Origin of the sequence: Pseudoalteromonas sp. NZS71_1 (assembly GCF_015864305.1) — a bacterium.
Taxonomy (GTDB): Bacteria; Pseudomonadota; Gammaproteobacteria; order Enterobacterales; family Alteromonadaceae; genus Pseudoalteromonas; species Pseudoalteromonas arctica.
The window spans coordinates 150,235-163,451 of sequence record NZ_JADYXM010000001.1 but is presented as its reverse complement, the minus strand read 5'-3'; the positions used below and the strand labels follow the sequence as shown (position 1 = coordinate 163,451).

Sequence of the window (13,217 nt, the reverse complement as noted above, 5' to 3'; positions counted from 1 at the left end):
CCAGGAAGATAATTAAATCGTGAATTTGGCACCATTTTCTAAGTTAGTGGTCTGACAACTTGTATGCTATAAATAATGATGCTCTAAATTAATAAAGGACTTACCGTGCAGCCATTTAATATTGAAACCAATAATTTAAATATTCATGGCTTAAAAGTAGGTTCAGGGAACGAAATAGTAATAGCGTTGCATGGGTGGTTAGACAACTGCCATAGCTTTATGCCAATGTTAAACAACGTTAACCCAAAACACACTTGGTACTGCATTGACTTTGTTGGGCACGGTTTATCGTCTTGGCGAAGTGATGATGCACACTATTATTTTATTGATTATATTGATGATGTGTACCAACTTATAAATGCGCTTGGTGTTAAAAAAGTACATTTAGTAGGTCATTCAATGGGGGCTATGGTTGCAGGACTTTTTGCAAGCTGCTTTAGCGATTATGTAAAGTCTGTTACCTTTATTGAGGGAATTGGTTGTGTTACAACCCCGAGTGAAGGTGTGTGTGAACAGTTAAAAAGTGCAGTACTAAATAGAGCGCGTTTAAAAAATAAAAAGTCGAGAATTTATAAGTCGAAAGAACTTATTTATGAAGCACGCGCTCAAACAACCGATTTAAATAGCGAGCTTATTACGCTATTAATGCAGCGAAATATAAAACAGGTTCTAGATGGTTTTGCGCTAACAACAGATCCAAAGCTCAAAAATCACTCAGGTTTTAGGTTTAATGAGGCGCAATGTATTGGTGCAATAAAAGATTTAATTGCACCATGTCAATTAATTTTAGGTAACGAAGGTTATTCGTTTGTAAAACAAAATTTGGCAAAGTATATTAGTTATTACAATAGCTTGAAGGTCATTAATGTAGATGGTGGGCATCATTGCCACATGCAAAGCAGTCAACTATGTTTTGAGCATATTCAAGACTTTATGCTGCAAAATGGTGCATGTTAATTGTAAGTTTGTGTTAAATGTGGGATTATTCCTGCATTAGAGTATTTGCTCAATTGTTAAAGCGCCTTACTTAGATTAAGGTTAATAAAAATATAATTATAAACAGGGGCTAAGAGTGGAAAAAATCTGGCTTAAGCGCTACCCAGAGGGTATGCCTGAAACAATCGATCCTGAGCATTACAACTCGTTACTCGAAGTGTTCGAAAAAAGTTTTAGTGACTACACCGATTTACCTGCATTTACGAATATGGGTAAAACGATGTCTTACGATGAAATAGACACAGCAACAAAAAAAGTTGCTTCCTATATTCAAAATGATTTGGGTCTTAAAAAAGGCGACAAAGTTGCCGTAATGATGCCTAACTTACTACAAACACCAGTCACAATTTTAGGTGTTTTGCGTGCAGGTTGTGTGGTTGTAAATGTTAACCCACTTTACACAGTACGTGAATTAGAGCATCAGCTAAAAGACTCTGACACTACAGCTATTTTCATCCTAGCAAACTTTGCTGACACACTTGAAAAGTCACTTGCTCATACTGATGTTAAGCATATTGTGGTCACGCAAGTAGGCGATATGGTTGGCGGGCTTAAAAAGCATGTAGTTAACTTTGTTGTGAAGCACATTAAAAAAATGGTGCCAAAGTTCAACTTGCCTAACACAATTAAATTTTCAGACGTTTTAGCTGCAGATGAAGCTAAATATACGCGCCCTGAAATGAGCTTGTCTGATCTTGCATTTTTACAGTACACCGGTGGCACAACAGGTGTATCTAAAGGGGCAATGCTGAGCCATGGCAACATGGTTGGTAACCTTGAACAAGTTTCAGGTTGTTTAGACAAAGTGTTAAACCGTGGTGAAGAAGTGGTTGTGACTGCTTTACCGCTTTATCATATATTTGCCTTAACAGCTAACTGCCTAACATTTATGAAGTACGGTGGTTTAAATATATTAATTACAAACCCACGAGATATGCCTGGGTTTGTTAAAGAGCTGGGTCAGCACAATTTCACAGCTATTACCGGTGTTAATACATTATTTAATGGTTTATTAAACACACCAGGTTTTGCTGAACTTGATTTTAGTCATTTAAAAATGTCTTTAGGCGGCGGTATGGCCGTTCAACGTCCTGTTGCTGAAAAATGGCAAAAAGTGACTGGCTCAAAATTAATGGAAGGTTATGGCCTTACAGAATGTTCTCCTTTAGTTACTATTAGTCCTTTTGATTTGAAAGCATATAATGGCTCTATTGGTTTACCAGCGCCTAACACTGATATTAAATTGGTTTTAGATAACGGCGAAGAAGCCGCTAAAGGTGAACCTGGCGAGCTTTGTGTTAAAGGCCCGCAAGTCATGGTTGGTTATTACAAACGACCAGATGCAACCGCTGAATGTTTAAAAGACGGCTGGTTTGCTACAGGTGATATTGCGACTTATGATGACGAAGGTTTCTTCTTTATTGTAGATCGTAAAAAAGACATGATCATCGTATCTGGCTTTAATGTTTTTCCTAATGAGATTGAAGAAGTAGTGGCTATGCACGAAGGTGTGCTTGAAGTAGCTGCTATCGGTATTCCTCACGATGTAAGTGGTGAACAAGTTAAAGTTTTTGTTGTGAAAAAAGACCCTTCTTTAACTGAAAAAGATATAATAAGTCACTGTCGTGATAATTTAACTAATTACAAGGTCCCCAAGCTGGTAGAGTTTAGGGATGAGTTACCTAAGACTAACGTAGGTAAGATACTCCGAAGAGCCTTGAAAGATTAGCAACCTATAAAAAAGCCGACATATGTCGGCTTTTTTATTGTAGGAGATTAAGTGCAATACCAATTGATCGAAACCCAAAATCAACTGAACACTTTTGTTGAACAAATAAAAAATAAACCTATTTTAGCTATTGATACTGAGTTTATGCGTCGTCGTACTTTGTATCCAGAAGTTGCACTTATCCAAGTTTTTGATGGTGAGCATTTAGCGCTTATTGACCCATTAGCGGAACTTTCACTATTTGATTTTTGGGAAATACTTAAAGATCCTGCAGTTTTAAAAGTACTGCATTCTCCTTCAGAAGATATTGAAGTTTTTCAAAAGTACGCAGGCTTTGTCCCAGCCCCATTATTTGATACACAATTTGCGTTGCAGCTACTCGGTGAAGGTAACTGTATGGGTTTTGCTCTTATGGTAAAAGAGCTGCAAGGTATTGAAATAGATAAAAGCGAGTCACGCACTAACTGGCTGCAACGCCCGTTAACTAAAAAACAATTAGACTACGCGGCTGCTGATACTTTTTACTTATTACCGTGTTTTGAGCTGATTATCGATCGTATTAATGCCGCTGGCTTCTTTGACATTGTAATAAACGAAAGTGAATTGATTGCCAAAAAACGTGCATTTCAAACACCTGACGAACTTTTATATAAAGATATTAAAAATGCATGGCAACTTAAACCGCACGAACTGGCGGTGTTAAAAGAGCTTGCTGTATGGCGAAGAAATAAAGCTATCAAGAAAAATTTGGCGCTTAATTTTGTGTTAAAAGAACATAACATGACTGAAATTGCCAAACGTGGTCCTTCAAGTTTAAACGCTCTACGTCAAATTCCAGGGGTTGAAGCTATTGAAGTTAATCGCTCTGGTGTCGATATAATAAAGTGTATTGAAGCTGCTAAAGAAGTCCCAGATGCTCAGCACCCTGATGTACTTAAGCGCTTAATTGATTTTCCTACTTATAAAAAAGTAGCAAAAGATATAAAACAAAAAATCACTAAAGTAGCTAAAGAGCACAATATACCAGAAGACGTTATGGCCTCTAAAAAGCAAGTCAATCAACTGATTAGTTGGAATTGGAAGTTAACTAATGAGCAAAAACAGAGTCATATAAAGCCTGATTTATTGAGCTCTTGGCGATATACCTACGTTAAAGACGCTTTAAAAGAATGGGATACTTAAGACTAAATATTTTCTTTAACTGTGTAATACTTATCTATAGTTTTTGTGTTACATAGTTAAAAGTTTTAGTTGCACGAAGGGGATTAAAACGTAGGTATTTAGAAAGTTATTGCGAAAATAAAGAGGGCGCTTATAAAGCGCCCTTTCTTCAATTACTTCTTTTCTTCATCAGGTAGTGTAACGTTTAGCTCAAGTACGGCTAAATCGTCTTCGTTCTGATCAAACTGAACCTGAACTGCATCGGTACTTACGTTCACGTATTTACGGATCACATCTAAAATGTCTTGTTTTAATTGTGGTAAGTAATCCGGCGTTCCTCGTTGAGAACGCTCGTGCGCGACAATGATCTGCAATCGCTCTTTTGCTAGTGACGCACTGTTTTTCTTTTCTGAGCGGAAGTAGTCAAGTAAAGACACGTTAACCTCCAAAAATCCGTTTAAATAAGCCTTTTTTCTCAACGTCTAAGAAGCGAAAATCGACGGTTTCACCTAGTAAGCGGTTAATTGCATCAGAATAAGCTTGGCCTGCATCAGATTCTGTATCCAATATAACAGGTTGGCCTGAGTTTGAAGCACTTAATACCGCTTGCGATTCAGGAATAACACCTAATAGTGGGATTGACAGAATATCTTGCACGTCTTCTACCGATAGCATTTCACCTTTTTCAACACGACTAGGATTATAGCGTGTTAATAGTAAGTGCTCTTTAATGTTTTCTAGGCCTTCTTCAGCACGTTTTGATTTGCTGTGTAAAATACCTAAAATACGATCTGAATCTCGAACTGACGACACTTCTGGATTTGTTGTAACAATTGCTTCATCAGCAAAGTACATTGCCATCATAGCGCCAGCTTCAATACCTGCTGGTGAATCACACACAATGTAATCAAAGTCTTCTTTTAATTCGTTTAATACGCGTTCAACACCTTCACGAGTTAATGCGTCTTTATCACGAGTTTGTGAAGCGGGTAGTAAAAATAATTTATCTACACGTTTATCTTTAATAAGCGCTTGGTTAAGGTTTGCCTCACCATTAATGACGTTTACAAAGTCATAAACAACACGGCGTTCACAACCCATAATTAAATCTAAGTTACGTAAACCAATATCAAAGTCGATAATAACTGTTTTATAGCCTTTTAACGCTAAGCCTGTGCCAATTGCAGCACTTGATGTTGTTTTACCAACACCGCCTTTACCTGAGGTAACGACAATTACTTTTGCCATGAGATTTATCCTTTAACCAAAGCTGAAATTTCTAATGATTCGTCTTTTTGTTGTATTTGCACTGCATTTCCCCAATGTTCACCTTGTAGTGAATCACTGATCCAGTAGTTACCATCTATTGAAACCAGCTCGGCCTCAAGTTTTTGGCAAAAAATGTGTGCTTCTTTAAAACCTTTTGCGCCTGCAATAGCGCGACCGCGTAGCGTGCCATAAATATGCACATTTCCATCGGCAATAACTTCAGCACCATGACTAACCGCGCCAAGTACTATCAAATCTCTATCTTTTGCATACACTTGTTGTCCAGAGCGAACTGTACCGCTAATAATTTGCGCTGGTAAATGCACTGTTTTTTCTACAATCGACGTATTAGCCTCTTGTTTAACAGGTTCGCTCTTAACGTCTTGTGAATAATTCAAAACAGATAAGCCAGCAGCTTTAGCTTGTGTATGTTGCTCATCTGAGCCATTACATACACCAACAGCGTTAAAGCTCATACGCTCGATTAATGACTTTAAGTGTACAAAATCAAGTGAACTGTTTTTAATTTCAATTAAATTAACAACAATAGGAGCACCCTCAAAAAACTTAGGGGCCTGGGCTATTTTTATATATAGTTGTTCTGCTAAAAGGTTTATATCAGTACTATAAAGATGCAAAACTGATAACGTAAAAAGATTCCCTTTTAACTCAAAAATTTGGTCCGACATACACGCTCAATTGAATTGTCTGATTAGAAATTAATTTTAGATAAACGTAGGCTGAATAGGGCCTTTATTGAAATTTCTAATCTAATTTTTCTAACTTATTATTACTCTCATGTTATAGTGTGCGGCATTGTTAAGCAAGAATTTATAGGGTCATAATGCTCACTGCAGTATATAAAAGTAAGAAAAAAGCGGATACGTTCTTATTTGTTGAAAAAAGAGATGATTTTGACAAAGTTCCGGAACCTTTAATGGCTATGTTTGGTCAACCTCTTTATGTGATGATCATCAACTTAGCAAAACGTGAGCATTTAGGTGGGTCTGATTTAGAAGCTGTAAAAGGTGCACTAAGTGATCAGGGTTATTATTTACAACTTCCTCCACCGGAACAAAATTTGCTAAGTCAGTTACGAAAAGAAAATGGAGTTGATAGTGATTAAAAAACTTATCGTTATATTATGTGGTGTATGTTTAAGCTCATCTGTGATGGCAAAAACACAGGCCGAATTTCAAGATTATTTAGCAAATTTAAAGCAAGAAGCCATCTCAAAAGGCTATGAAGCAAAACTTATTGATGATGCTTTTGCAACAGCAACATATAAAGAAAAAGTGGTTTCGGCTGATAAAAACCAGCCAGAAGTAAAAGAAACCCTTGAAACGTATTTACCAAAACGCGTACCACAGTGGAAAATAGACCGCGCACGCAAGCTTTATGCAGAAAACAAAGATGTACTTGAAAAAGTAGCGAAAGAGTTTGGCGTACAAGCACGCTTTATAGTGGCATTGTGGGGACTTGAAAGTAACTTTGGCGCTATTCAAGGTGGCCATAATGTTATTTCGTCACTTGTTACACTTGCTTTTGATGGACGCCGAGAAGCGCTTTATAAACGCCAACTTTGGGCTGCACTCGACATTTTAAAATCGGGCCATATTACGCTTGATAAATTTAAAGGCTCATGGGCAGGCGCAATGGGGCAAACGCAATTTATGCCAACTTCATTTAATGCTTACGCGGTTGATTACAATAATGATGGCCGTAAAGATATTTGGACCACAAAGGAAGATGCTTTTGCTTCAATTGCTAACTATTTAAAGCAAGAAGGCTGGAACGACTCTCTTACGTGGGGTCGCCAAGTACAGTTACCTGAAAACTTTGATAGTAAATACGTTTTAGTGCGTGGTACAAAAACGCGCAAGCAGTGGTTAGAATATTGGAATGACTCAGAGCGCTCATTAGCTGATTGGCAAGCACTGGGTGTTCGTAAAGCTGATGGTTCTGATTTACCTAATGTAGACGTACGTGCTGCGCTGGTTATGCCTGATGATATAAATGGCCGTATGTACTTAGCGTACGATAACTACAAAGTGTTTATGCATTGGAATCGCTCGTATTACTTTGCTACTAGTGTAGGTTACTTGTCGGATAGAATTGGTTATCCAAAAATCTAATTTTTAAAATATACCTATAAATAAAGCCGCAATTGCGGCTTTATTCTTTTTTGAATATTTTATCTTTTAGGTCAATAACTTTACCAATTCCAGAACCTAGCTTCATTAGCTTATTAAGTTGCTCTGGCGTTAAACGCTGTAGTTCTGATGACCATTTAGTGACGGTTTCAAGTAGGTTGTGAATCTCACCCATTTGTTTTTGTGCGTAAAGTTCATCGTCGTTACTGGCTTCGTCTAATAAGTTATCGCGTAGTAGCGTTAAGGTGGGCTCAATTTCGCGCTTTTTACGTTCTTCAAATACGCGATTTGCCATATCCCAAATATCGCCAGCAGGGGCGTAGTACTCTTTACGATCGCCAGGAATATGCTGCACTTTAATTAACTGCCACGATTGCAGCTCTTTAATACCCATACTTACATTACCGCGAGAAATACTAAGCGCATCTGCAATCTCATTGGCTGTCATTGGGTTTTTAGTAATAATCAGCAAACCACACATTTGCCCAATCGTACGATTGAATCCCCAGCGGCTGCCCATCTCACCACAATGCATTACAAAGGCAAAATTCTTTTCGGATAAACTCATAGCTTAGTAACTTTCAGTAATTTCAGAAAGTAAATGCTAGCACGCTCATTATGGATAGCAAGTTCTTAGCAGGCTTATAAGTTAATTTAAATGACTAAAATATGATTTAGATTAATATTTATACATCTATATTGGGATATGTTGTACACAACAATACGTAAATAAATCCTTATTTTTAATTTTTTTTCACATACGATGGAATGACTATGAAAGCTGCAATTAATACTCAATACAAAGGTAAATTAGAAATAACAGACTTACCAATTCCTGAGGTGGGAATAAACGACGTTTTAGTAAAAATAGCGGCCTGTGGCGTTTGCCATACCGATTTACATGCCTGTCATGGGGATTGGCCAGTAAAACCAAAAATGCCATTAGTACCAGGGCATGAAGGTGTCGGTGTTATCGAAAAAGTCGGAAGTAATATAAAACATTTAGAAGTTGGCGACAGAGTCGGTATTCCTTGGCTCTATAGTGCATGTGGGCACTGTGAGTTTTGCCTAGATGGTAAAGAAACATTGTGTTTATCGCAGCACAATACGGGCTATTCTATTGACGGTAGTTATGCAGAATATTGTTTAGCGCATGGCGACTACGTTGTAAAAATACCAGAAGAACTCGGTTTTTCTGAAGCTGCTCCATTATTTTGTGCAGGTGTTACAACCTATAAAGCATTAAAAGTATCTGGTGCTAAACCTGGGCAGTGGGTTGCTATTGTTGGTGTAGGCGGGCTTGGTCATTTAGCAGTTCAGTACGCTAAAGCAATGGGTTTTAATGTAATAGCTGTTGATACAGGTAAAGAAAAACTCGCGCTTGCTAAAGAGCTTGGCGCAGATATAACACTCGACTTTAAAGAAGTTGTTCCTAGCGAAGCTATTTTTGAACAAGTAGGTGGCGCGCATGGCGTTGTGTGTACTGCGGTATCTAAAGCTGGGTTTGAACAAGCTTATAAGAGTGTACGCCGTGGCGGTAAATGTGTATTAGTGGGATTACCTCCAGAGGATATGCCGCTTCCTATTTTTGATACTGTGCTTAATGGCGTGTCAGTAGTGGGATCTATCGTTGGTACGCGTAAAGATTTGCAAGAATGCTTGGAATTTGCCGCTCAAGGTAAAGTAAAAGCAATCATAGAAGAAAAACGCTTAGAGGACATTAACGAAATTTTTGATGATATGCTCAAAGGTGAAATTAACGGTCGCATAGTGGTTACTATTTAATTAAATCGCCATAGCAAAAAAGCACGGCTTGTAAAAATACAAACCGTGCTTTTTAATCATCTAAACTATCAAAGTGTGTAACTAAAACTTAGTTTTGCATTACGCTCTTCGCCTGGCATACCACCTAAAAACATTGCTTTTGAGTAATATTTTTTGTTAAACAAGTTATTTAAGTTTAACTGCATATGCCATTTATCAGTTGTATACGATACAGCTGTATCGTATATCGTGTAACTTGGTACATATCCATCTGGAATCGAGAAAGAACTCGAATTAGTACTTCTGTTATCTACAAATGTAATACCACCACTTATATTTACAGCTTCAGGTAAGTTAAACATATCTGCGTAATAAGTTACCCACGTGCTTGCTGTTACGTAAGGCACACCTTTTTGGCGTGTGTCGTAACTGCTGCTGTTAGGATTGCTTTTGTCACGTGCATCTTGATAAATACCGTTTACGTTTACTTTCCATTTATCATTTAAGTAAGCGTTTAAATCAAGTTCAATACCTGTTGTTTCTTCTTTACCATCATAATAGCTTTCAGGTACATTTGAGCCTGATGTTAAAGCGTCATAAAGCGGATTTGCGTATTCTAAATTAGTACGAGAGCTTTCGAATATAACAACAGAAGCTAGTAGTTGATCATCAAACGCTTTAAATCTAAAACCTAAATCGTTACTCATTGATTCAGAATCTTCTCTGTCTGCTTCATTACCCGCAACAGATCCCAATACACTATACGCTGTACGACCTTTTGAATGATTTACAAATACAGATAAATCTTCAGATGGCTGATACGTTGCACCTAGGTTATACGTTAAGCCAGAATCTGATGTACTCGCTTCAGGTGTTGGCTCTGCGCGGCTTGAGCTATAGCGCTCATCTACACCAAAGTGCTCGTAAGTTTGCTCAATGCGGTTATATGCTACACCAATACGCGTTGTAAGCTCTTCAGTAAGATAACCAACATGTTGAATGCCTAAGCCCCATGCTTGTACTTTTTTATTGTAGTCGCTGGTTTTAAGTGGATCGAAGTCATCAAAGTTGCCAGATGGCCAATTTGGTTCTCTTATATCGTAAATATACGGCAATGAACCTTGGTACGTTACATCACCAGCATCGTTTGTGAGTACGTAATCTTGATCCCATATTGAGAATTGTTTAAAACGAATATCTCTATCTTCGTAGTTTGCGTTAACAAGTAATTCGTTATCTACGTCGCCTAACATAAAGTCATAACGTAAATCTAAAAAGTACTGCCATGATTTTTCATCTGCTTCTACTTGGCGGTATTCTTGGCGGCGTGCTGCATACGGGTAAAGTACACCGTCTTCAACTAACGGAGCACGTGGGTCATTATTTATAATTCCATCACGAGTAGAGTAAACGTAGTTATAAGCACCTGTTTGGCGCGCAAAACTTGATGTGTAGTTACGGTACTGTAGCTGCTGGTTTAAAAACAAATCGTCAGTAATGTAATAGTTATGCGTTAATTTAAAACGCAGTTCTTCACCTTCGTTAGCATCAGCCATTGGTGAAATAATACCATTTGTGCCAAAGCTATAAGGTGTTAATCCATCAGATGAAGATAGCGAATTAGCAAGTTGGTCGCGTTGTGCATCACTTAACTGTACGCCGCTTCCTGTCGGATCGTTTACTAAATCGGCACCGGTTACTTCACCCGCGCTTAAACCATTTGCAGTTTCTGCATTGTAAATACGAATAGGGTGGCCAATAGAATCAACCGCTATTTCATCTTTTATATATGCTGCAGAAAGCATGATGTTTTGTCTGTCGTTTAGCACGTATTTAAGCGAAGTATAAATTTCGTCGCGATCTTCTTTTAAATCGCGAAAGCCGTCACTTGACGCTGTTTTAGCCATTACACGATAGGCCAAGTCATCTGTTATAGCGTTAGTGCTATCAAACGATAATGAATAGCTATCCCACTGGCCAAGCTCAGCCGATACTTTGTGTTTCTCTTCAAACTCTGGCTTTTTCTCTATTAGGTTAATTACGCCACCCGCACTACCAATGCCATATAAACCTGTTGCTGGGCCTTTTAAAACCTCAACAGATTCAACATTTGTAAGTGAACGAGTTGGGTTGAATGTATTACCCAGGCCTGCACCACCATACATACCATCGTAGGTGTAGTTTGCATCTAAACCACGAATTACTAAGTTATCACCAATACCGTAGTTATTACCTGCTTGTGTTAAACCACTTACGTTTCTAACTAAATCTTGTAGGCTATCTACACCTTGAGATTCAATAAGTTCACGGTCAATAATCACAACCGGTGCAGGTGTTTCCATTAAAGACATGTCTGATTTAGTAGCAAGACCTGAGCTCATCACCACGCGGTTTTGTTTTTCGTATACGCTGATGCGTTCAATATCAGCATCAACTTGTGTATTTTGGGCAAATGCCATATTTGCATTTAAACAAGCAAGAGTAATAAGAGAGTACTTAAACGTTTTCATAGAGTGATAACTATTCGCGTTATTGAATTTGCGCGAATGATAATGGTTATTGTTTTTAAAGTGAATAGAAAGTTCATTTTATTTGATTAAATAAAACTGTTCGGATAATTAATAAACAAAACCAAGCCTAATAAAGGTACGTTGTACCTTTATTAGGATGTTTGAGATGGGTGAGGGGTTTATTAAGACTAAGTAAGCTCAGCCTTAATAGCGTGTATTTACAATTGGTTTTTATAAACAACACCTGCTTTCATTACGAAGGGTACTGACTCTAAGGTTTTAATGTTTTTAAGAGGGTTTGCTTTTACAGCAATTATATCAGCAGCAAATCCGGTTTTAATTTGTCCTAACTGAGTATCCATTTTTAATAACTTAGCGCTATTAATAGTGGATGCTTGAATGGCTTGTAGTTCTGTCATGCCAAATTCAACCATGCGGCTAAACTGTTTTGCATTATCTCCGTGCGGGTAAATTGCTGCATCCGTTCCAAAGACCATTTTCACACCCGCTTTTACAGCACGGCTAAAGCTATCACGTTGCCTTTTTGATACTTGGCGTTCTTTATTTAGGTTTTCTTCGTCAACACCATTTTGCTCGCCATAAGTCAAAGTGTATTCGGTGTTATAAATATCCATAGAAAGCCAAGTTCCATGCTCTTTGGCAAGGGCTATGGCTTCGTCATCTAAAAAGCTGGCGTGCTCTACGCTATCAACACCTGCTTTAATGGCTGTTTTAATCCCGCTTGTACCGTGTGCATGAGCTGCAACAGGTAAATCTCGCATATGGGCTTCATCAACGATGGCTTTCATTTCTTCAAAAGAATACTGCTGTGCACCTACTTTAGTCCCTTTTGAAAATACTCCACCTGTGGCGCAAAACTTAATAGCGTTTGCCCCGTATTTAATGTTTTCGCGTACTTTTATACGCGCAGCCCATGGACCGTCTGCGACGCCACTTGAAGTATATTTAAGCTCAGGAGGTAATCGGTTGTTATCACAGTGCCCGCCGGTAATTCCGAGTGATGGCCCCGCAGCCCAAATACGAGGGCCAACTATGTCACCCGCATTTATGCCGTCACGCACCGCTATAACGCTGTAACCTTCTGCGCCAACATTACGAACTGTTGTAAATCCGGCTTCTAAGGTTTTTTTAGCAAAATGAGCCGCTTTAATTGCCATTCTAGGAACTGACTGGCCTAAACGTTCACTGCGTGGAACGGTCGGATCGCTTGTTAAATGCACATGCATATCCATTAAACCTGGCATAAGGGTTAAATCAAGTAGTTGAATATGTTCATCATCTTTAGTCAGCGTTGGTTTTTTATTTTGTTCAATGTTTGTAATTACGCCATCATCAATAGTAATCAAGGGCGATTTAATGTGCGTGCCATCTTCCACATTAACCATGGCTTTAGCCGATAGGTATGTAACGGCATGGGCATTAAAAGTAGTTAAACACAGTAAGGCTATAGAGGTGCTGAGTAGTTGTTTTTTCATTTTATTTTTCTTTTAAATCATATTTGAATTAATAGAAATGTAACAAGCTCAGATAAAAGTGCAAATTTAATACGATGAACGCAATCTATCGTAATTACTTTATTAAGTATGGCTTAATGCGCATAATCAAAAAACGATA

At 38.1% G+C, this 13,217-nt stretch carries 12 protein-coding genes; 6 read left to right on the top strand and 6 right to left on the bottom strand.

The genetic code is table 11. The features are described 5' to 3' along the window. Positions 1–105: 105 nt before the first annotated feature. The 3 genes from I6F43_RS00675 (at position 106) to rnd (ending at position 3,907) form a co-directional block, all read left to right on the top strand. Positions 106–957, top strand: a complete 852-nt coding sequence (locus I6F43_RS00675; RefSeq protein WP_197100473.1) for an alpha/beta hydrolase — start codon at positions 106–108, stop codon at positions 955–957. Positions 958–1,072: 115 nt separating this feature from the next. Continuing rightward, positions 1,073–2,725: a long-chain-fatty-acid--CoA ligase FadD gene (gene fadD / locus I6F43_RS00670; RefSeq protein ID WP_007580629.1), complete on the top strand. Its 1,653-nt coding sequence runs from the start codon at positions 1,073–1,075 to the stop codon at positions 2,723–2,725. A 51-nt stretch (positions 2,726–2,776) separates the two neighbouring features. After that, positions 2,777–3,907, top strand: a complete 1,131-nt coding sequence (rnd, locus tag I6F43_RS00665; RefSeq protein ID WP_007583273.1) for a ribonuclease D — start codon at positions 2,777–2,779, stop codon at positions 3,905–3,907. Between the two features lie 152 nt (positions 3,908–4,059). Here rnd and minE read toward each other — a convergent pair whose 3' ends face one another. Genes minE through minC form a run of 3 tightly spaced genes read right to left on the bottom strand, consistent with a single transcriptional unit; the run spans position 4,060 to position 5,844 of the window. Next, a complete protein-coding gene (minE, locus tag I6F43_RS00660; protein ID WP_004334706.1) occupies positions 4,060–4,323 on the bottom strand; it encodes a cell division topological specificity factor MinE in 264 nt (87 codons plus the stop codon). Position 4,324: 1 nt separating this feature from the next. Continuing rightward, on the bottom strand, positions 4,325–5,134 hold the full coding sequence (minD, locus tag I6F43_RS00655; RefSeq protein WP_007583272.1) for a septum site-determining protein MinD: 810 nt from the start codon (positions 5,132–5,134) through the stop codon (positions 4,325–4,327). 5 nt (positions 5,135–5,139) lie between these two features. Beyond that, on the bottom strand, positions 5,140–5,844 hold the full coding sequence (minC, locus tag I6F43_RS00650; RefSeq protein ID WP_007583271.1) for a septum site-determining protein MinC: 705 nt from the start codon (positions 5,842–5,844) through the stop codon (positions 5,140–5,142). 155 nt (positions 5,845–5,999) lie between these two features. On the opposite strand from minC, the gene I6F43_RS00645 reads away from it, so the two are divergent. Both I6F43_RS00645 and I6F43_RS00640 read left to right on the top strand, forming a co-directional pair. Then, positions 6,000–6,281: a YcgL domain-containing protein gene (locus I6F43_RS00645; protein WP_007583270.1), complete on the top strand. Its 282-nt coding sequence runs from the start codon at positions 6,000–6,002 to the stop codon at positions 6,279–6,281. Continuing rightward, a complete protein-coding gene (locus I6F43_RS00640) occupies positions 6,274–7,290 on the top strand; it encodes a lytic murein transglycosylase (protein ID WP_007583269.1) in 1,017 nt (338 codons plus the stop codon). Before I6F43_RS00645 ends, I6F43_RS00640 begins: the two co-directional genes overlap by 8 nt. Positions 7,291–7,330: 40 nt before the next feature. Here the strand turns inward: I6F43_RS00640 and I6F43_RS00635 are convergent, their stop codons facing one another. Continuing rightward, on the bottom strand, positions 7,331–7,876 hold the full coding sequence (locus I6F43_RS00635) for a GbsR/MarR family transcriptional regulator (protein WP_010552940.1): 546 nt from the start codon (positions 7,874–7,876) through the stop codon (positions 7,331–7,333). A gap of 206 nt (positions 7,877–8,082) precedes the next feature. Here I6F43_RS00635 and adhP point away from each other — a divergent pair, with 206 nt between their 5' ends. Continuing rightward, positions 8,083–9,093, top strand: coding sequence for an alcohol dehydrogenase AdhP (gene adhP, locus I6F43_RS00630; RefSeq protein ID WP_182672370.1), 1,011 nt, complete (start codon positions 8,083–8,085; stop codon positions 9,091–9,093). A gap of 68 nt (positions 9,094–9,161) precedes the next feature. Here the strand turns inward: adhP and I6F43_RS00625 are convergent, their stop codons facing one another. Together I6F43_RS00625 and I6F43_RS00620 are read right to left on the bottom strand one after the other, a co-directional pair. Beyond that, positions 9,162–11,582 (bottom strand): TonB-dependent receptor, encoded by a 2,421-nt coding sequence (locus I6F43_RS00625; protein WP_197100464.1) that lies wholly within the window; start codon positions 11,580–11,582, stop codon positions 9,162–9,164. A 218-nt stretch (positions 11,583–11,800) separates the two neighbouring features. Further along, on the bottom strand, positions 11,801–13,078 hold the full coding sequence (locus I6F43_RS00620) for a Xaa-Pro dipeptidase (protein WP_197100462.1): 1,278 nt from the start codon (positions 13,076–13,078) through the stop codon (positions 11,801–11,803). Positions 13,079–13,217 lie beyond the last annotated feature (139 nt).

Excerpts from the sequence above, each read along its gene's own strand:
- I6F43_RS00625 (WP_197100464.1), bottom strand. The coding sequence starts at position 11,582 with ATGAAAACGTTTAAGTACTCTCTTATTACTCTTGCTTGTTTAAATGCA.
- minC (WP_007583271.1), bottom strand. The coding sequence starts at position 5,844 with ATGTCGGACCAAATTTTTGAGTTAAAAGGGAATCTTTTTACGTTATCA.
- I6F43_RS00645 (WP_007583270.1), top strand. The coding sequence starts at position 6,000 with ATGCTCACTGCAGTATATAAAAGTAAGAAAAAAGCGGATACGTTCTTA.
- adhP (WP_182672370.1), top strand. The coding sequence starts at position 8,083 with ATGAAAGCTGCAATTAATACTCAATACAAAGGTAAATTAGAAATAACA.
- minD (WP_007583272.1), bottom strand. The coding sequence starts at position 5,134 with ATGGCAAAAGTAATTGTCGTTACCTCAGGTAAAGGCGGTGTTGGTAAA.
- I6F43_RS00635 (WP_010552940.1), bottom strand. The coding sequence starts at position 7,876 with ATGAGTTTATCCGAAAAGAATTTTGCCTTTGTAATGCATTGTGGTGAG.
- I6F43_RS00620 (WP_197100462.1), bottom strand. The coding sequence starts at position 13,078 with ATGAAAAAACAACTACTCAGCACCTCTATAGCCTTACTGTGTTTAACT.